At 43.8% G+C, this 20,154-nt stretch carries 15 protein-coding genes; 1 reads left to right on the forward strand and 14 read right to left on the reverse strand.

What is annotated here, in order from left to right; translation table 11 throughout:
• Positions 1 to 104: 104 nt before the first annotated feature.
• The 7 genes from ACS8FB_RS07345 to epmB all read right to left on the reverse strand — a co-directional run bounded on the left by ACS8FB_RS07345 (position 105) and on the right by epmB (position 10,705).
• On the reverse strand, positions 105 to 2,357 hold the full coding sequence (locus ACS8FB_RS07345; protein WP_439261769.1) for a transglutaminase family protein: 2,253 nt from the start codon (positions 2,355 to 2,357) through the stop codon (positions 105 to 107).
• A complete protein-coding gene (locus ACS8FB_RS07350) occupies positions 2,354 to 3,442 on the reverse strand; it encodes a DUF58 domain-containing protein (protein WP_439261770.1) in 1,089 nt (362 codons plus the stop codon). Before ACS8FB_RS07350 ends, ACS8FB_RS07345 begins: the two co-directional genes overlap by 4 nt.
• A gap of 49 nt (positions 3,443 to 3,491) precedes the next feature.
• Entirely contained in the window at positions 3,492 to 4,532 is a 1,041-nt protein-coding gene (locus ACS8FB_RS07355) for an AAA family ATPase (RefSeq protein WP_439261771.1), read from the reverse strand.
• A 186-nt stretch (positions 4,533 to 4,718) separates the two neighbouring features.
• Positions 4,719 to 5,279 carry a c-type cytochrome gene (locus ACS8FB_RS07360; protein WP_439261773.1) on the reverse strand — a complete coding sequence of 187 codons (561 nt, stop codon included), beginning with the start codon at positions 5,277 to 5,279 and terminating at the stop codon, positions 4,719 to 4,721.
• Between the two features lie 313 nt (positions 5,280 to 5,592).
• Positions 5,593 to 7,677, reverse strand: a complete 2,085-nt coding sequence (locus ACS8FB_RS07365; protein ID WP_439261775.1) for an EAL domain-containing protein — start codon at positions 7,675 to 7,677, stop codon at positions 5,593 to 5,595.
• Positions 7,678 to 7,786: 109 nt separating this feature from the next.
• Complete coding sequence (locus tag ACS8FB_RS07370; protein WP_439261777.1) at positions 7,787 to 9,571, reverse strand: hypothetical protein; 1,785 nt, start codon at positions 9,569 to 9,571, stop codon at positions 7,787 to 7,789.
• A gap of 99 nt (positions 9,572 to 9,670) precedes the next feature.
• Positions 9,671 to 10,705, reverse strand: a complete 1,035-nt coding sequence (gene epmB, locus ACS8FB_RS07375; RefSeq protein WP_439261779.1) for an EF-P beta-lysylation protein EpmB — start codon at positions 10,703 to 10,705, stop codon at positions 9,671 to 9,673.
• Between the two features lie 231 nt (positions 10,706 to 10,936).
• On the opposite strand from epmB, the gene efp reads away from it, so the two are divergent.
• A complete protein-coding gene (gene efp, locus ACS8FB_RS07380) occupies positions 10,937 to 11,509 on the forward strand; it encodes an elongation factor P (RefSeq protein WP_299217444.1) in 573 nt (190 codons plus the stop codon).
• 111 nt (positions 11,510 to 11,620) lie between these two features.
• Here the strand turns inward: efp and ACS8FB_RS07385 are convergent, their stop codons facing one another.
• The 7 genes from ACS8FB_RS07385 to gspN all read right to left on the reverse strand — a co-directional run bounded on the left by ACS8FB_RS07385 (position 11,621) and on the right by gspN (position 20,107).
• Positions 11,621 to 13,390, reverse strand: coding sequence for a GAF domain-containing hybrid sensor histidine kinase/response regulator (locus tag ACS8FB_RS07385; protein WP_439261781.1), 1,770 nt, complete (start codon positions 13,388 to 13,390; stop codon positions 11,621 to 11,623).
• Positions 13,391 to 13,421: 31 nt separating this feature from the next.
• Positions 13,422 to 14,156: a tRNA threonylcarbamoyladenosine dehydratase gene (locus tag ACS8FB_RS07390; RefSeq protein ID WP_299217996.1), complete on the reverse strand. Its 735-nt coding sequence runs from the start codon at positions 14,154 to 14,156 to the stop codon at positions 13,422 to 13,424.
• A gap of 246 nt (positions 14,157 to 14,402) precedes the next feature.
• Positions 14,403 to 15,416, reverse strand: coding sequence for a TatD family hydrolase (locus ACS8FB_RS07395; protein ID WP_439261783.1), 1,014 nt, complete (start codon positions 15,414 to 15,416; stop codon positions 14,403 to 14,405).
• A 280-nt stretch (positions 15,417 to 15,696) separates the two neighbouring features.
• The gene (locus ACS8FB_RS07400) at positions 15,697 to 15,873 is read right to left on the reverse strand and encodes a hypothetical protein (RefSeq protein ID WP_439261785.1); all 177 of its coding nucleotides are present in this window, start codon (positions 15,871 to 15,873) and stop codon (positions 15,697 to 15,699) included.
• Between the two features lie 76 nt (positions 15,874 to 15,949).
• A complete protein-coding gene (gene gspD, locus ACS8FB_RS07405) occupies positions 15,950 to 18,208 on the reverse strand; it encodes a type II secretion system secretin GspD (RefSeq protein ID WP_439261787.1) in 2,259 nt (752 codons plus the stop codon).
• Between the two features lie 132 nt (positions 18,209 to 18,340).
• The gene (locus tag ACS8FB_RS07410) at positions 18,341 to 19,309 is read right to left on the reverse strand and encodes a type II secretion system protein N (protein WP_439261789.1); all 969 of its coding nucleotides are present in this window, start codon (positions 19,307 to 19,309) and stop codon (positions 18,341 to 18,343) included.
• Positions 19,310 to 20,107: a type II secretion system protein N gene (gene gspN / locus ACS8FB_RS07415; protein WP_439261791.1), complete on the reverse strand. Its 798-nt coding sequence runs from the start codon at positions 20,105 to 20,107 to the stop codon at positions 19,310 to 19,312.
• Positions 20,108 to 20,154: the final 47 nt, after the last annotated feature.

Consider the following 20,154-nt stretch of genomic DNA (forward strand, 5'->3'; position numbering starts at 1 on the left):
AAATAAGCACTATTTCATCGTCAAATTCTTTTTATGGTTCTTAGTTCTGTATCTAAAACCATAGCAATTATGGGAAACTCCATTAGGGAGCGCACTACTCATATTTATGACAATCTGCGCGTATTCTCTTTAAGCTTTTTAAGTACTTGCTGATATTTAGCATGACTTACATCAAGCGTACTCAGTCGCCCATAACGTAGTTGCCGATAGTCCTGTTTAATATCGTTGACATACTGTTGAGTTAGTTTGAGATTGTCGGTGACAAGCCGACTATCAGTCTCTGTAAGGCTATCTACTAGCCGCTCAAGCCACGCTAGTTGTCCTTCATTATCATGGCGAGCGAGTGCCTTATCCTTTTTACCTAGTCGTTTAGATAACTTGATTAAAGGCAAGTCTGCTGAATGCCAACGCTTACGTCGTCGTTGCCATAGTATAAATGTCACTATAGATATCACTGTGATGGCACCAGCAGCTAACCAAACGATTTGTTGCATAACTGAGCTGATGTTGAACCATTTTAATAATGAGCCTACTTGCTTGTCTTGATCATAGCCGACGATGTCTTTTTGCCAGTAATAACTGGCTTGGTCAGAAAACCGCCTCAACGTTTGTAACATCTGATACTGCTGATAGCTAATCTGCGCCCCTGCTCCATCGCCAAACAACGCTGCTCCTTGAGATTGAGACAGTGCGTCCATTCCTTGCTCGACACGCTCTGGTGCCACAAATGCAGTCGGATCAATACGTACCCATCCTTGTCCCTCAAGCCACACTTCAGTCCATGCATGAGCATCCATCTGACGTACTTCCCACACGTCACCGCTGCGACTTGGTTCGCCGCCTTGATAACCAGCCACAATGCGCGCAGGAATGCCAGCCGCCCGCATCATAAAAGCAAAGCTTGAAGAATAATGCTCACAAAACCCAGCTTTGGTATCAAACAAAAACTCGTCGATGCGGTTATCATTTAGCCGTGGCGGCGATAATGTATAACGAAAATCTGTTTGATTAATCCAGCGCTCAAGTGCTTGCATATAGCGCACAGGATCTGAACCCGATTGCGCAAACAGCTGCTGAGCAAGTGCACGTGCTTGTGGGTTGCCATCTTTAGGTAGTGTCACGTTAATACGACGTGAATCCTCATCAAGTACAGGATCGATACGCATGGGTGCAAAACGCAGGACGTTGTAACGTAGCTGCTGGGTCACCGGACTGTCTTTTAATAAAGTAAATTCCGATGTGATACTGACATCTGTACGCTGGGTAAATGGATAATCAAGCCCAAATAGCCAGTTTTGCTGGGTTGGCTCTAAAAGTATCTCATACTTATCGGGTGCAAGCTGCACACTATTAGGAACAGTAGCAATCGCACGCTCAATCCATACAGGAATTTGTCGCGCTGGCTGCCACTGCTGCCGGCTACTACGATTCGGTTGCCATGTCACACCGTCAAAATCGCTAAATACCAAGCCGCGCCAATACAGATCGCTTTGCGGTGGACGTTTATCTGCAAATTCAACTCTAAAAGCCAGTGCAGTGGATTGGCTCAGACTGGCAAAATCGCCAGGTGACATGCTGTCTGAGACACCAGTAGTTGCTTGTTGTCCTGATAATTGCACTGACCATAGTGGCGGCAGACGCGGAAAGAACAAAAACAGCACCACTAATAACGGTAATGCCCCTACCCCTAATATACCAAGTGTACGCAGGCGTCCATCACCGCGTATATTGCCGTCATCATTGAGCGCAATAAATGCTAGCAAGATGACAATCGTACCTATGATGACCTCTAAAGTAGTGACCAATCCTTGATCCATTAAAAATAGTGCAGCAAGCACAAACAATGATAAATTCAACACTACATAAGCATCACGGCGTTTATACAATTCCCAAAGCTTACTAATCAAGCACAGCACTAAAAAAGCCACACCCATATTCAGACCAAAGCTTGTGTTATAGGTCAACCACAAGCCTACCAATCCTAATAAAAACCCAAGCATTTGTATGCTTTGATACATGCGTTTGAGATGGCGAAGCTGCTTAAACCTCTGTCTAAACTTGGCTTTAATGTGAGGCAATTGGGCAATGATAGTGATTAAAGCAAAGAGCATTAACCATAACGGCAGATGAACAGCATGGGGAAATATAACGAGAATTTGAGTCAGCAACACCCAATAATAAGCCGGTAGCGCTAGCAGTTTGCTGTACCATTTTCTGTTTGGGTCATGGCTATTGTTAGCAGTATTTCCCAATGCCAGATTCTCAAAACTTGCAGGCGAGGTTACCGCTGCAAAAGCAGATGAGTTAGGCAAAGATAGGCTAGAAGAAGGGTTGCGAGCGTGCTTAGAGTCAATCATGATGACTGTGCCAATCGTAGTAAACACGCCTGCGCAAAAGCCTCACTGTGTCCAATCGTTGACTCTGTATGGCTCTCGTTAGGCAGTTGCATGGTAAAGGGCACTCCAAGACTGCCAAGCGTGATCGCGCCATGAGCCAGTTGCGCAAGCTTTTGTTCATGATAGGCAGCTGGCATATCGGCATAATTGAGGCTCTGCTCATGACCGATAGAATCGGCAAAATGCTTGGTAAGCATCCCCTGCCCACGTGCCACATGCGCCCACGAGACTCTGGCTAGTGATTCACCTTCAATATAACTATCAAGACGTTCAAAATCGTCTTGGCCTTGAATGTGCTGACTATATTGCCCACCTGTCGGCAAGTCGTCTAAACTTGCAGTTACATATTGCGTCTGCCAGTCAAAAGCCAATGGTTTTGGATAGACCCAAGCAGTACGCGCAAAATAGATGTACGACCAGGCACGCATAATACCAAGTGGATAAACCGTACTGACTGTTAATTTAGGAAGCTCAAGCTGACCACGTTTATAGGTCATAATAGGTAAACGAATAATTTGTTCATCTTGTACGCGTGGTAGCAGTACCTGCAGCTTGGGATCGTTGTTGAGCAATTTACGGCTACGCTTGCTGTTGCGCTTATATTCATGCTCGCTATTTTCTTGATTGTCCAATTGATGTTGCTCAAACCTAAACATCAATTGTCGTCTTGGTTGGCGACTCTCACTACGCACTTGCAGGGTCACCCAGACTGGCGCCCCTACTTCTGCCATAGTGACTTCTAACAATTGAACATGCAGGCCAGATATGTGCAAAAAGGTCACATGAAAGCTAATCAGCCATATACTAATAAGGTAAAAACAAAGCCCCAAAACCAAGTTATTACCGTAATTGATACCAGCAATAAAGGTAATTATCAATAGTATGGCAAAAAGTAGCCCTTCACGTCGGAAAAAAATATAGACGTTGCGCAAATTAAGAGTAGCACTGTCACTTTTAGGAGCACGTTTGGCAAACCAGCGCGCCAAGGCTTGCGTTATTGGCTGAGTCAAAGTACGTGGTAATAAGGTACGTGGTAATAAAGTCATAACTGTCTTATCATTATGGTTACACTATAGCGTGCGCTCAAACCTTAGTTTAAACAATTACTGGTACCTCATGCATAATTCGCTGAGCAATAGTCTGTGAGCCTTGCCCGCCAACGATGTGCGATGGCACAAATCGTTGGCCTAACCTATGATCTGTAACCGCAGCAAAAACAGCTTGAATGTCCTCTGGTGTGACCTCTTGGTGACCTGAGACATAGGCATGAGCCTGAGCGGCACGCTGTAGCGACAATACACCGCGAGGTGACAGTCCATGGTATTCTTGGCTAACTCGAGTCTTTGCAACCAATCGCTGTAGATAATCCAATACGACATCTGCTACATATACCTGTTGAACACTTTGGCGTGCAAGTAATACAGCATCTGTCTCAAGCACCGCCTGTAAGCTTGCAAGTAACTTACGACGATCTTGGCCCCGTAGTAACTCTCGCTCGGCAGCTGGTGAAGGATACCCAAGCGATAGGCACATCAAAAATCGGTCCAACTGGGACTCAGGTAAAGGATAGACACCTGCTTGTTGCATGGGATTTTGGGTAGCTATGACGAAGAACGGTTGAGGTAAACGGTAAGTCTGCCCATCTTGGGTGACTTGATGCTCTTCCATTGCTTCTAGTAACGCACTTTGGGTCTTTGGACTAGAGCGGTTGATTTCATCAGCAAGTAATAGCTGAGTGAAAATTGCCCCTTTACGAAACTCAAAGCTTTGAGTAATTTGATTATAAATGCTCATACCCAGAATATCGGCTGGCAGCATATCATTGGTAAACTGCACACGATTGTATGACAAGCCCAGTAACTGTGCCAGCCCTTGAGCCAAGGTGGTTTTGCCCATACCAGGTAGATCTTGTAAGAGCAGGTGTCCACCTGCCAGCACACAGCTCAGTGCCAGCTTGACCACTTGCGGCTTATCAAGCACGATTTGATTTAATTGAACAAGCAATTGTGCCACTTGACGCTGATTGGCTAAATAATCGCCAGTAACATCGTTTGAATCCTTTAAGACAGCGTCTGACTCTAATGGAGATACAGTATCTGTGTGAGATGCGACATCGTAAGCATGGCTTTGGTGCATAATAAACTACCGACTGTATTAGTGCGTACTGAAATATTGACACATTGACTCGTTTGGAGTGGTCAGTAATAGCCAATACACCTATTTTAATAAGATAAAAACGACAAGTAAAAACGCTCTATTAAATATAGTAACTATAAAAAGCAATAAAGTTGAAAACAAACCAAGCTTGAATAATTGCTGTGATTAGAAACTGGCTGCAGGTTGATTTTCTACGCCGTCTTCTATCTCAACTGGCTCATCACTCATTTGTGTATGCTCAGTATCTATGGGTTTTCCATCGCTATCGATAGCAGGAGCAGCCATACGCAAAGTAGATAGGTAAGCGATAATATCAGCGCGTTCACTAGCATCTGGCATCGGGTCTGACAGCATTTTTGACTCCGGCATTGCTTTTTGAGCATCAGCAATATAAGGGTCTAAAGTTTTTGCATCCCATACCCAGCCTGATTTAGTTAGCGCTGCACCGTAGTCATAGTCTTCTAGTTCAGCTGCTGGTGCCCCATATATATTCATCAATTGTGGGCCTTTTTTATTGCTTCCTGGACTTAACTGATGGCATTGGCCGCAAGCTTCTTCATAGATGATAGCACCATTATCAGCGTCTCCTGCGCTATACACTGGCATGGTAACAGGATCACGATAATCAGGCGGGGTGCGCTCACAAGCAGTAATCACTGTCAGGATCGTCAATACAAGCACTGCAATTAATGTACCACTGAATGAAATATTGGCGTTGATCGGCATGTTTATATATTCTTTATGTCTATGGATTGGAAAGGTTTGGTCAGCCTAACGAAATAATAGCAGATGTACGATGGTATTTTAGAAATGGTGGTATGCTTACAAGCGTAGATTGATACATTACATGAGTACTTAATTACTGAGTAATAAGCCATCCTCGATTTATTTTAAAATCGATATAGTGCGGCTAGGATACATTCTTTGCAAAGCTATGATAGCAGTAAGGTAAAAAAGTTTATCTCAAAAAAGATCTTTGTTGAACATACCGCCGTTATCTTAAGCAAATGGCAAATAGCTTAAGATACATAGAGAGCTTTTAGACGACATTCATTGCTTTACTTGGCATTTCTAGATAATACCCTTGCAAATAACGCGCACCGACACTCCAAGATACCGACATCGTAGCAGCCTCCTCAATATAAGGCATCAATACATCAATATTAAGCTCATTAGTGCGTACGATTAAAGATTTAATCGCCTCTAAATTATCAGGTTTATTAATCTCATTTACATAATCGCGTGCAAGGCGCGTCATATCAGGCGCTACAAATTCAGCAATCTCAATCGATTTTGCAGAAGTACCAAAGTTATGAATACCTATTTTGCAACCTATATCGCTTAAAGCAGCAAACTGAGATTTGGCAATCGTCAGATGATTGGCCACATCTTGCTCATTAAACTGTAGTGTCAATGCCCCAGATACGCCCCCCACCGCTTTTATCAACTGGCCAGCCACACTTGGCAGCTTTTTATCAACTAATGACGCGCTGGTCAATTGTATCAACACGCGCGCTTCAGGATGAGTCTTGCGCACCTCATTTAATTGTTTGCAGGCATTGATTAATATCCAGCGATCTATTTTTTCGCGTAAGTGGTGCGTCTTGGCGACTGTCATAAACTTGTCAGGTGTCAGTACCGTATTTTCAGCATCGGCTAATGGTAGACGCAGGTAAACTTCAAAGAAGTCACTACGATCTTGATTAATATCATAGATTGGCTGAAAAAATAGCTCAAAGCGATTGTGGGTGATCGCGCTGACTAGATATTCAGCTAAAGCGCTATCATCACTGTTTGCATGCTCACTTGGATCATACAAGTGATAAGCGTTGCCCTGATTTGCCGTTTCAACTCTGATATGGTTGATCGCATCAACTGCACGATCAAACAAGACTTGCGGTTCAGCGGCATTGGATTCTATTTTGACGATACCAATACTCACAGTCGTACTGGTTGTGCGTTTATCGACTTCGATGAGCATATCGCTGATATGCCGGCGGATACTCTCAGCAAGATCGACCAGCGCTTTAGATGATAAATCTTCAATTAACACTGTAAATGCTGTGTCACTAAAGCGGCTAATGTGCCCCTCTGCTACCGTTTGCTCAAGCATACGAGCCACTTGCTGAATGGTCGTATCCACCCCTTGCAAGCCTAAGCTACTACTGATTTTACCGATATTATCTAGCTGTATATATAATAAGGCTGCGTGCGCTTTGCCTGCTACTACCGATTGGTGCAAGGCTTCAAAACGCTCTTCAAAGCCGCGGCGGTTGTATAGTCCTGTCAAGCTGTCCTGACGCTCGGCTGCGGCCAAACGCTTGGCAATCTCAGCGCTGTTATTATTGTTTTGTTGAATGATAATCTGGGTGACTGGTTCACCATCTAGCGTAGCGACAGCGAGTTGTAGCTTTGCTTCAAAAGTACTACCGTCCATACGCTTACTGTCAAAGTTAAATTCAACTTGCTCACGGTGACCTTTATCGAACTGACGTAAAAACTCCTTAAAACCTTTGACATTATCTTTACCGGCAATAAAGTCAATAACTGGCAGACCAATAATATCGTCCATCGACTCAAAGTTAAACAACTTTAAATAGGGCTCGTTGGCAAAAATATGAATGCCTTGATCGATATAAGCAACCGCACTCTTAGAGTTTTTGATTAAAATATTGGCACGCTGCTCGGCTTCGGAGAGTACATGACGCAAGCTATTAAGCTGTCGTAGGCTACGCAAATTGGCATGTTGTAGGCAGATTGCCATTACCACTTGTACTTCTTTATCTGCGAGTAAAGCCTTTACCATCACTCCATCTATGACTGAGGGCAAACCATCGTCATTACGACCAGTACTCGCCATCTCATCACTCATCAGACCAATGATGGGGAGATCAAGGTTTTGCTCTTGCACGATACCAACGACATCGGTGAAGCTTAAGTCATAGGCGCGCCCAAATACCAAGACGTCCCACTGTTGACGTAGTGACTTTAATAGCTCCTCTCTATCATCCAAAAACCCAAGATTAACTTCATCGTAGTAAGCAGATAATAAGCTGACTAAACGCTCGGCATAAAGCTGATCTTCGTCTATAACTAGGAGATTTAGGACAGATTTGGTACGCATAATAGGCCTTTTTATTCTTATAACCGTCGTGACAGTATACTAGATTATGATTGGACTTGAGCAATGCTTAATTTTGTATAAAAGTATTGATTGTAGCAATCTTATCCAGCTAAATCTGTATCACTTTATACTGACTAAACTCTTCACTATTTAGTAAACATTGCTGTAAACAGAGTGTTTTTTGTTTGTCATTGATACGCAGCATGACTTTGTCATTGGTTTGGAAATGATGAGAAGGCACTATAATGCTAAACTCTGTCTGTAAGCTCTCATCGCCAGCCACCATGAAAGCTGGCATAAAGCTTTGGCCACGATGGTCTCTAATATCCAAACGTAAAGCGCAAGCTGTCAGTACATGCCCAAGTACCTGCCATTCAACCTCAATAGGTTTATTATCAAGATTGAGCCAGCGTACCATACCCATTGACCATTTACACTTGCTGTCATTATGTGAATATTGCAACAATAACAGACTCATAAAACTAAGTGGTGGCGGTGCTATATTAAGTGTGTCGCTACTGTCCGTCTCGGCGTCTAATATGTCTGCTTTGGGCAAGCTTGATCGTTGTCCTTTCGCCTCATCATCTGTCTTTGACAGTGGCACCACTAAATCTTCTGGAGACAATAAATGTAAGACTCTCATCTGTGATGCTATGTCTGTGCTATCAATTACCTCTACTTCAAGGACACCCTGTGTATCGCCCTTCTTGGGCTGTGTATCATAGCGTGGCAGCTGCTCAACTGCCAACTCTCTGGCAGCTATCAAGTCTACTAAGCTCTTTGCACCAGCCACTTTATAATGAATGTTATTAAAACCACCAATGACAGTTGCACGCTGTCTTGTATGATACTTGGTCGGTAATGTCATTGCTCGCTCGACATAACGATGTTTCATGGCCATTAATACTTTATTAACCAGCTGATATTCAATCGCAGCGTTATTACTATCAACCAACGCCTGCTTGCGCTGCTGTAAGTATGTTATCAATGGTCCAAGTTCGATAAATAAACAACGATGGTGCGCTTCATAGGGATTGATAGCGGAGCTGGCAGTGAGATAATCAGGCGGACTGCCGCTTTGTAAGTCTACAAAGATACGCGTCTCAGTCTGCGGCTCGATAGCAGCATGGACATGAGTTGCCCATAACGGTAGTAGACGCTGGATTAATAGCATATTGGAGCGGCGCATGGCACGGACATTCAATAAACTCTGCAAGCAAATCTGTACATATAAGCCGTGAATACTGTGTGCCTGCTTGGCAATTACTTGCGTGCTCAAATCAGTATGTGCCACATTTATCTGACAAGCTAGGTCATATAGCTCATTAAACGCAGCCCATAAGTGTGGTGGTGATGGTTGGTAAGATACGTCGTGCTCACTCAATAATTTTTGATAAATGGTGAGTGACTGGTAAATAGCAGCAGCCAAAACAAGCGGTGATGTTTTAGCTAACGTCAAAAAACGCGTCCAACCTCGGCCTGTTGTTGGACCTCGCTGATTAGTTAAAGTCAGACTCTTGCGTTGTATGATATTGTCGTAGGCCAGTATGGTCGAGTAGTATAGTGATTTGACTTGATCCACATATACTCGCTGCGTCTTGCTAAGCGCTCCTAACTCATAATGATAATGCTTGTGCAAAGAGGTGATCAAGCGCTCGGATGCACAAGCAACAATAGTCAAAAGCTTAAGACGTAGTTTGTCATCTAAGTCTGCTGCGGCAAGCTCAGTCAACACCTGCTCTATTTGCACGGCCTGCTGAGCTTCAGTTTGTGTTGGTAAACTTGCTGCCCATCGACCCAGCTGCTGTTCTTGTCCATCCCCATATTTACGCGAAGAGTGTTTTAGTGGTGCTTTATGTGATAGATGATCCTGAAAATCTGACAACGTTATCATAAGCCCTCTTTAGTAAAACCTCTATTCTCAAATGAACAGTCGCGATATTACTTGTGTGTATGTGCGTTACAGAGCGCTACTAATGTTCAGCAAAACATATTACCACAACTTACTATCCTGCATACCTTGACTGTCTTTATAAATATCAATTGGCACCTTAAATGGTCTGTTTGGCAACTCTTTTACCAATTTTGGCACAAGATACCCAGGAAGCTTAGCCAACAACGACCAATATAAGTCAACAGCGGACTGCTCATCGTTATCAAAATGAGCGGCGCCTAAGACCTTATCGAGTACGTGTAAGTAATAAGGCAAAACACCTGCTGCAAACAAACGCTGACTGAGGGCAGTTTGAGTTTCGACACTGTCATTGATACCCTTTAATAATACGGCTTGGTTTAACAGCACAATACCAGCGACCCGTGCACGCTGCAAATATTGAGCCGTGTTCGTATCAATTTCATTGGCATGGTTGCAATGAACAACCAGCACGATGTTGCAGCGACTTTGACTAAAGCGATCTAGCAAAGCATCATCTAAGCGCTCAGGAATTACTAACGGCAAGCGTGTATGCAAGCGAATAGTGGTCAGTTGCGGTATCGCCTCTAAGGTATCAAGCCAGGCAAATAGTCGCCGATTAGAAACACTCAATGGGTCGCCACCACTTAAGATAACCTCATTGACCTCAGGGTGCTCTTTAATGTAGGAGGCAATCGCTAAGTGTTCGGTGGAAGTTGGCATATTGGCGTTATAATCAAAGTGCTGACGAAAGCAGTAACGACAATGGATGGCGCACGCACCCGTCACAGTTAATAGTATCCTAGATTGATACTTATGTAGCAGACCTTTAATTGGATTTTGGTCGTTTTCAGCCAAGGGGTCAGTGATATAACCTGTCACAGCGATTTGTTCTTGTCTGTCTGGTAACACTTGCTTTAATAAAGGATCATGCGCATCACCCACCGCCATTTTGGCGACAAAGGCACGCGGGACACGTAAAGGAAAGTGCGCTGGAGCATAAACTTGCGCTTTCATCGTCTCAAGGTTGAGTATCTCTAGTAACTCATCTATCGATGTGATTGCTTCAGATAGTTGTGTTTGCCAGTTTTTTTGTGTGATTAAATGGTTTATCATGACAACCTAATGCGTGTGCCTAAAAACCGACATTATACGCTGTAAATCAGCGTACTATCAAAGCATGCCAAGCAAACATTATGGTTTATACCTATTTACCCTTGCCATTCATAGACTTTGGCCCATATGATAGGTATTCCAGTATAAGTAACACCGTGTCAGGTTTGGCAACGCGTCGATAATCAATCAGTAACCTATCAATATAATTACTACAACCCTTAGGAGTCTCTTGTGGCAAGTTTTTCTACCAATGAATTTAAAGCCGGTTTAAAAGTCATGCTTGATGGCAACCCTTGTGCCATTCTTGAAAATGAGTTTGTCAAACCTGGTAAAGGCCAAGCTTTTAACCGCGTTAGACTGCGCAACCTTCGTAGTGGTAAAGTACTCGAGCAAACCTTTAAATCAGGTGATAGCTTAGAAGCGGCCGACGTGTTGGATACTGAAATGAACTATCTATATAATGATGGTGAGTTTTGGCATTTTATGCACCCTGAAAGCTTTGAGCAGCTACAAGCGGACAAAGCGGCTATTGGCGATGCGCCAAAATGGTTAAAAGACAACAGTAACGAGCTTTGCGTGATTACCTTGTTTAATGGGGTGCCATTGTCAGTCACACCGCCAAACTTCGTTGAATTGCAGATTACCGAAACCGATCCTGGTGTACGCGGTGATACTTCAGGCGGCGGTGGTAAGCCTGCAACTTTAGAGACAGGTGCAGTCGTACGTGTACCATTATTCGTCCAGCAAGGTGAAATCGTTCGCGTTGATACGCGCACAGGTGACTATCAAACTCGAGTTAGCTGATACCGTCAGACCTATAAAAAAAGCTCGACCATCATAACAATGGTCGAGCTTTTTTATTATTACTATCAGATTTTTACTTGCTATTCGATACTTGATACCGGCAGCTATCTGCTATGATGACTCTTTTAGGTCTCTACTACTGACCTGTTTTTTTGTTGCTTGTTGGTGCATAAGCCAATACTGTACCAACGCGTTGAGCTGTTCTTTTTTAAAAGGTTTGGTGCAATAGTCTTGCATGCCAACTTTCAGATATTTTTCGCGCTCGCCATCCATAGCATTTGCCGTTAGCGCAATGATTGGTGGTAGTGTTTCTGGGTCATAAATCTCATGCAGCTTGATCGTTGCTTGTATCCCATCCATGATCGGCATATGGTGATCCATAAGTATCACATCAAAGCGCCGCGGGTGTGCTGAAAACTGATCAATGGCTTTTTGTCCGTCAGTCACGTGAGTGACCTTGTGCCCATTATTACACAATGCTTTTTTGGCAATCATAGCGTTAACATTATCATCTTCAACCAATAATATATGACCAGAATACTCAGAATTGGGACTAATCTCTATGATGTTTGAGCGTTGCCAGTCATCATACTTTTCTTGGCTTATAGACCTTAGAGGTAACAATACCTTAAACGTCGTTCCCTCTCCCACGACACTGTTTGCCCAAACATGTCCGCCCATCAAATTAACCAAAGACTTGCAAACAGACAGACCCAGACCTGTACCACCGTATAAGCGATGGGTAGATTTGTCTGCTTGGTTATAAGCGTCGAAAATAGCATCCAGTGATTCAGGCTTAATACCAACGCCTGTATCTTTGATATCAATACAGACCGTCATATCATGGCAAATGATCTCATCTGTTTTTGCACCTAAGCTTCTACACCCACCCTTTTTACAATGCGGCGCATGAGTGACATTAATACTGACATGCCCACCTTCACGAGTGAACTTAATCGCATTATTAACTAGATTAGCCAAAATCTGTTTTAGCCTTACAGGATCACCTTGCATATAAGGCGATAGTTTTTCACTATAATTGTAGTCCAGTATGAGTCCACGCTGACGAGCTTTGACCGCAAATAAACTGACAACTTCATCACATAATAATGACAAGTCCATAGGTATGTCATCAACAGTCATCTTGCCTGACTCAACTTTAGATAAGTCTAGGATGCCATTAATAATCGCAAGCAAATGCTCTGTTGACAGTTTTATGTTGTCGACATAGACTTTTTGCTCAACGTTCAAATCAGTATCGTCAAGCATCTCAACCATACCAATAATACCATTCATGGGAGTGCGTATTTCATGGCTCATGTTTGCCAAAAATTCAGACTTCATTTGATTGGCATGTTTGGCGCGATGTTGATTCTTTTGTAACTGCAATGCATCTGCCGCCATTTCAGCGAACTGTAAAAGCAGTCTAGCCTTATCGTCATCAAATGTATTGTTGGGCTTGGTATCGAACAAACAAAGTGATCCTAAATGATACGTCTTGTTCTCCTCTGTTAGAGTAATTGGCGCGCCTGCATAGAAACGTAGATGAGGGTCTTCTGTCACTAATGGATTGTCGACGAAACGCTCATCAAGTGATAGATCTGGTATAGTAAAAACACTATTAGATAATACTGTGTAATTACAAATCGCCACGCCGCGCTTGGTCGTACATAAATCACCGAATCCATGCGGCGATTTTAGATACTGTACGTGTTCATCCATGAAAGTAATAGCCACCATGGGCACACCAAAGAACAATTTAACCAGTTCAGTCAAACGCGAAAATGCAGGCTCATTACAAGTGTTAAGCACGTCGTATTCATGTAGCTTAGCGATACGTAAATGCTCATCTAACGCCAGCGGATAAGTATGAATAGACAAAACCGTCTCCAAGTTAATAAGAAGTAATGGGTCAGACCCCAGCTTGTTTGCTCAGCATTTGTAATGCCTCACTAACCATAATCATTGCCACTACAGAGGTTACCGCAACTGCAGAGCCATAGCCGCCACATTGTAACCCGCCTGTCTGACAGCTTTTGTCTACGCGCGGCGGCTCAGTTGAGTATACGCACCTAATACCGAATTTATCTTTTAGAGCGCTATTGATGCCTTTTTCATGGCGCAGCTTGTTACGTAACCGCGCTAACAATGGATCTTGATAACTGTCCTTTAGATCGCTGACTGTAATCTGAGAAGGGTCTATCTTGCCCCCTGCCCCACCTGCACAAACGAGCTTTAGCTTATTAAAACGGCAATGTAATGCAATAGCCAGTTTGGCACTCATATCATCTACGCAGTCCAATATCACAATCGGCCTTTGCTCAGCTGCGGCAGCTTTTGCCTCACTCCGATTGGGTAATAATGTAGAGACATTCTCAACTGTTAAAAAGTCATCTACCAAGTGCAAAGTGAGCTTTGGGTTAATCTCTTGCAAACGTGCGCCCAGTGCTGCTATCTTACTTTGCCCAAAGGTACTATCAAGCGCAGGTAGCTGCCGATTGACATTGGAAGCCACCAATACATCTAAATCAACTAACGTAATATTGCCTACTGCGGTACGCGCTAATGCTTCAGCAGCCCAAGAGCCTACGCCGCCCACTCCAATCACATAAACATGTGCTGCAGCAAAGACATCGAATGCTGCCATACCATACAATGTCTGCGTCCCCTGAAAGCGTCGCTCATATTGTAAATCTGTATTGACAACCTCACTTACTGTATGAGTCGTTGCATTTAGTGTGCCATGTTCTAAAGTCGATTCAGTATTGGCCGATTTTTGCTCGGTTTTTGTGAGTTGCATTTGTTGATTCATAATGAATGAGAAGCTCTGATGATTGATGACACTATGGTCAATAGTCTTTTGATATTCTTGACGTTTTTAATTGCTCATGTCTTATTTAGGGTAAGGCCAAGAAGTTTGCAAGGCATTGCAACTATTTTGCCACAATTGAGGTGCAAGTACTGCAAGTTCTACAGAAAGCAACTCACTTAGACCTTTCAATACCCAAGGCAAATTAGCAGGTACGTTACGATTGTGTCCGTCTGCGCCGTACCATTCGTTATCTGGACTTTGTCCCGCTGTTGATTGATTGGCTGATTGACTGTCTAGTTGAGTGTCTTTTGCTTTTTGACACATCATAGGCATCATATCAGGACAATCAGTCTCTAGAACTAAACACTCTATGCCATAACTATCAACAGCAGCTTTGATAGCACGGCGTAGCTTTTTGGCGTTATGGTTGGTAATTTGACCAGTAATACCAAGCTTAAAACCCAATTTAACAAAAGCTTTGGCCTCTTGCTCGCCGCCACTAAAGCTATGAGCAATACCGCCTAATTTATGCGCATCATAGCTATGTGCCTTTAATAACGCCAATGCCTCTGCATGAGCCTTACGAATGTGCAGCATGACAGGAAGCTTATGTAGCACAGCAATATCCAGTTGCGCTGTAAAAAAACGCGCTTGCTTAGCAAAAATCTCAGGTTGTTTCATGGCATCCGTATAAGTATCCAACCCTATCTCACCAATTGCTAACGGGCGCCGCTCTTGGACCATTTGCGCCATGCTAGATAGATGCGCGTCGGTATGCTGTTCGATATAAAAAGGATGTAAGCCAAGTGCAATGTGCGCTACAGGATACACGTCTCTACGATCAGTTTTATCCTTATCCTTAGACAGATGCATCTGCTCGATTGTCTGCTGCGTATCATAGAGTCTAGAAAAATATCGCTGCAAATAACCCACCAACACCAAGTGCCGAACACCCTGCATATAAGCCTGCTGCGTCTGTGACTGTCTATCACCATCAAAGACTGGCGCATCAAAATGAGTATGAGTATCGATCAGAGGATATATAGCAGGCAGTGGGGTATGATCTAGCGCTAGATGTGAATTTGTATGAAACATAATCCGTCTTTATAGTTGATTCTTAATGGTTGGTAAATATGTGCTGCGTAAGCAGTTAGGTGATTATGATAATAGAGTATTTTAATTTTGAATGTTTAGCAGCTTTGTATCTATATGCTGATACAAAACTGTAATACAGCGTGTGATATACCGCTTTGGTGAAGTATGCTGCGCCGCTAAACTGTCTATTAGGTGCATTATATTGAGCATAATATGCAAGTATAAAGAGCGTGCAAGTATCAAAATCGTACAAGTATAAAAGTTGTTTCTTAACCCTTTATTAATCCTTGTCACAGTTTTGATATTGCAGGTCTGTATGCTGAGGATTGATGTTTTTTGAGTGGTCTTTTTTTGACAATTCTTTAGCATGGGGAGTCTGTTGCCAGCTGCTACGTCTTGGTAATAGCAATAAAGCCGTCCCGACAATGCCTAATGTCAGCCATTTTTGTTTATTCATCGTTTTTACTCCCGCCACTTTTATATCTGTCTATCACAGTTGTAGATCGCCAAACGACAAACTTAACCGCTATATTCTAACGCTTTAACGGATATGTCTTAATGCCTGCACTTGGAGCATCTACCTTAGTAAACCCTTGCGCTGTAGGTTTTGACTTTTGATCGCGCTTGGGTACAAGTGGGTTTAGTGGCATCAATTCATAGTTAGCATCAACCTTACCATCCCAGCCTTCAGTGCCGCTAAGTGGCAGCTGTTTGATCGTCCCATTTTTATCGATGACCAACTGTAGTACGCGCATCTGATTGTATTTGCGCTCAGTGACACTTGCAACTGCACCACCATCACGTAGGATAGTTGGCTGTAAAAATATAATCAAATTGCTCTTTTGAGTGCTATCACTATCAGAGCGGAATAGCCGCCCGATAATAGGCACGTTACCTAAACCTGGGACTTTTTGTTGGTTGCTGGTCGTGTTGTCGCGCATCAAACCCCCAAGCGCGATGGTCTGTTGATCATCCGCTAAAATAGTGGTGTTGATTAAACTTTTATTGGTGATAAGCCCACTGGCATTACCGACACTACCGGGTACGACCGAAGATACTTCTTGCGAGACTTCCAAGCGTACCGTGCCATTGTCACCAATATGTGGAATGACATTAAGATTGATACCAATATCTTGGCGGTCGATGGTTTGAAATGGATTTTCAGACGAGTTACCGCTGGTTGTATAAGAGCCTGTTACAAATGGTACGTTTTGACCAACCAAAATACTGGCCTTTTCATTATCCAAAGTCAAAATAGAAGGCATGGACAATAAGTTAGCACTGGTAGAAGAGTCTAATGCTTGTAAAATAGCACCGTAGAACTGTGTATTTCCATCACTGTCTGTACTACTATCCCCAATACCAAGTAACGCACCAGCAATAGAGCCTGCCGCAGAGCTAATACCTGACGCGCCTCCAGACAGTACCGCGCCTGCAAGTGATGCCGCGCTTGCGCCAACGTTATTGAAGTTCACCACTCCATAGCCGCTGTTCGCATTGCCAAGCGCCCACTGTACACCGAGTTGGGCGGCATCATCCCCTGAGACCTCAACGATAGCCGCTTGAATAAGCACTTGCGCACGGCGATTATCGAGCTGATTGACGGCCGTCTCAATCTCAAACATAAGCTCGGGAGCTGCATTGACAATAACGGAGTTTTGCGTCTCATCAGCGATAATGCTAAAGGGTCGACCGCCAGTACTGGTGCCTGTCCCGCCTGAGCTGGACGCAGAAGCTGACACCGAGTTATTAGCTCCAGTTGAACTATTGCCATTTAATGTATCATTGCTATTATTGCCCAGCGTACTACCTGTACTGCTAGCACTATCTAGTGAGGCTGACTCTAAGGTCGATGTCGCCCCAGTACTATTAATAGACTGATTGGCAAGTAAGCCGCGTAACATCTCTGCGATATGACCAGCACTTGCATACTTTAAGCGAAAGACTCGTAAGCCACTTAAGCGACGTGACGGCGTGGTATCAAGCTGATTGACCATTTCTTGCACTTTAGCAATCATCTCAGGACTACCTTTGACCAGCAGTCTGTCACTAGAAGTATCAGCGATCACTTTGAGCTGATTGCCGCCTCCTTGTGCCTGTTCACCTGCACTTAAAACCAAAGCACTGATGAGATCCATCATACGCTCAGCATCTACATGGCGCAGTGGTATGACTTGTAAGCTATCATTGACATTGTTGTCCAAATCACGAATTAGGGTGGTTAACTGATTCAAACTATCAGCGCGATCAGATAATACCAGTGCATTGACACCAGGCACGGCAGCCGCATGAGCAGACTGCGGCATCAGTGGTCGAATAACGCCTAGTACTTCAGCGGCCTGCGTGTTGGTCAAATAAATAACGCGAGTTGCCAAGGCTTCACCCACGCTATCACCACGCAGATCAACTTCGACACCAGACTGCTTTGCGATATTATCAGGAACGAGCTTGATCGTTGTTCCTGAGTCGATCGCTGCAATACCATTGACCTGCATGACACTCAAAAATAGCTGATAAATCTCATCACGAGACAACGCCTTGTTAGAAATCACAGTGACGTTGCCATTGATACGCGGATCAAGGACAAAGTTTTGATCGGTAATCGTTGCCACTTCGTTAATAAAAGCTTTAATGTCTGCGTCTTGCAAATTTACCTTCCAGCTTTCAGCACTGGCAAACCCAAACGTTGCCGCCCATAACGGCAGTGCTAGACACAATGGCCGACATATATACAGCAAACGCTGCAGTGAATGACGTAGAGGTGTTACTGAAAATTTATAAAAACTTATCATGGTTATCATTACCCATTGTGATATCACTCACTGTAAACTGAAACGTTGCTAATATAGCGCTAACAATATTGTTATATGGTCGAGATAATGGTGGTTAGAGCAAACCGTATTATTTAAATACCATCAAATCCCTTAGAACTGCTGACGAATCGTAATCACTTGCTCTCCACGTTTTACTTCAATCTGAGCTTCGCCTGATTGTTGTACTTGCTTTAACAAACCAGCGTCTTGTGTAGGATCACTACCGATGTTTTGGCCATTTACCTTAAGTACTCGATCGCCCGGCTCTAACCCCAATCGATTACGTATTCCAGCTGGCATTGCAGCGGTGACTTGATAGCCTTCACCAGCTGCCATCACCCCCATGCGACTCAAATAACTGGCTGGACTGTCTTGTAATGCAGTGACAGCTTCATCAATAGCTGAGCTTGAGCTGGCTGCACCATTGCTATCATTTGTAGAATCACTGTCTGTTGAGTCATTGTCAGAGCCATCATTGGAGCTAGTAGCCGCATTGACAACATTGTCATTCGGTATTGCATTAGGTAATGGCATCGGCTGCAAGTCATCGACCGGTTCATTACTTGGCAAGCGCTGATTACTTACATTCCCTGCTATCATATCGCTTTGATCAAGTGGCATAGAGTCCGCCATGCTAATGACTGTCTCCCTGCCACTAGCATCAGCAATAACGACAGCGTTCCAATCGACAGCAACCAGTATATACCCGCTGTCTTGCAAGCTTTCATTAATACGGTAATTTTTAACTTCGCCCTCTACATCCAATAATGCAGATGACATACTCTCTGGTATCGCCAATAGCACCCCTTTTAAATTTACATTAGGCGGCGGCTTTGTAGCAGCGACAACAGGCTCAGGATCGGCAAATATTGCAAACAAACTGCTGTTATCGATATTGGATGCGGCATTATTCTGCAATGGCTGTACCTGCAATGCAGGCGCAGTAGGTGGCGCTAATATCAACCATAATAGGCGCGCGGCAGTCCAAGCTAGCCAACCAAGTGCCAATAATAGTAGCCATACCGAAAATCGGTTTAAGTTATCTACCACTGGTTTTAGGCGTGCTGGAATACTTGTCATTTAACGCGCCCCCAAACCTGTCAGAAGTGGTTGGCGAACACTTACTACCGCTGTATCTTTTGGTGCTTGCCCTTGGTATTCAGGCATATTTTCTAACAATCGCTGCGTCAGGCTCACATCTAGCATATTATCACCATCGAGATATAGATCCCCTAAGCGCTTATCTTGATTGTCTAATAGGTTAATATGCAGCAAATTTTTATCGTTTTTCTGTTCTGTATTTAGCTCAGCACGTGTTGCTGGCATCGTAATATAAAACACCTTGCCACCACTTGGATAACCAACTTCGCCGCCTACCCAAGTGAGCTGACCATCTGCTGTTGTAAAGCCAGTCATTTTTGAGCTTGATTGGCGGTGCAATGAGACGGCATTTACTTGAATGGGCGTATTTGGCAGCTGCCAATCAACCACACTAGATAGCGTATCAGAAGCAATCTTGCCGCTCATATCATCAACCTGCCAAGAGTGACGCCCTATGTTGACTTGGCCATCAAGACGGGTTTGTCCCGTAGTAATATTAACATCAGCGCCTATTTTACCCAGTAACAGTTGCCACGGCTGCCAAGACCACTTAGCAGACCCCGTCAGTGGCACAGTCGCTACTGGTAGTTGCCAAATGGCTGAACCTTGCCACAGATTACCTGAAACATGTTGTACATAAGTTGAATCAGGAGCGTACTTCTCAACGACCCAAGATGCTGGCATTTGCAACAACGCAAATAGAGCAAACAAAACAAATCCAACCAGCCACCACAGCTTACGGGGACGCTTATGAGACGAAGCAGATGCTTTGGACACAGTTAGATTACTCTTCTTGGAGGTAAAAATGATATTATGATAACAAA

It is taken from the genome of Psychrobacter sp. 1U1 (genome assembly GCF_051847535.1).
GTDB classification, from domain to species: Bacteria; Pseudomonadota; Gammaproteobacteria; order Pseudomonadales; family Moraxellaceae; genus Psychrobacter; species Psychrobacter saeujeotis.

Coding starts and splice junctions, on each gene's coding strand:
- ACS8FB_RS07395 (WP_439261783.1), bottom strand. CDS start 15,416: ATGTTTCATACAAATTCACATCTAGCGCTAGATCATACCCCACTGCCT.
- epmB (WP_439261779.1), bottom strand. CDS start 10,705: ATGATAAACCATTTAATCACACAAAAAAACTGGCAAACACAACTATCT.
- ACS8FB_RS07370 (WP_439261777.1), bottom strand. CDS start 9,571: ATGATAACGTTGTCAGATTTTCAGGATCATCTATCACATAAAGCACCA.
- ACS8FB_RS07410 (WP_439261789.1), bottom strand. CDS start 19,309: ATGACAAGTATTCCAGCACGCCTAAAACCAGTGGTAGATAACTTAAAC.
- ACS8FB_RS07360 (WP_439261773.1), bottom strand. CDS start 5,279: ATGCCGATCAACGCCAATATTTCATTCAGTGGTACATTAATTGCAGTG.
- ACS8FB_RS07400 (WP_439261785.1), bottom strand. CDS start 15,873: ATGAATAAACAAAAATGGCTGACATTAGGCATTGTCGGGACGGCTTTA.
- ACS8FB_RS07365 (WP_439261775.1), bottom strand. CDS start 7,677: ATGCGTACCAAATCTGTCCTAAATCTCCTAGTTATAGACGAAGATCAG.
- ACS8FB_RS07390 (WP_299217996.1), bottom strand. CDS start 14,156: ATGGCAGCATTCGATGTCTTTGCTGCAGCACATGTTTATGTGATTGGA.
- ACS8FB_RS07355 (WP_439261771.1), bottom strand. CDS start 4,532: ATGCACCAAAGCCATGCTTACGATGTCGCATCTCACACAGATACTGTA.
- gspD (WP_439261787.1), bottom strand. CDS start 18,208: ATGATAAGTTTTTATAAATTTTCAGTAACACCTCTACGTCATTCACTG.
- ACS8FB_RS07345 (WP_439261769.1), bottom strand. CDS start 2,357: ATGATTGACTCTAAGCACGCTCGCAACCCTTCTTCTAGCCTATCTTTG.
- ACS8FB_RS07350 (WP_439261770.1), bottom strand. CDS start 3,442: ATGACTTTATTACCACGTACCTTATTACCACGTACTTTGACTCAGCCA.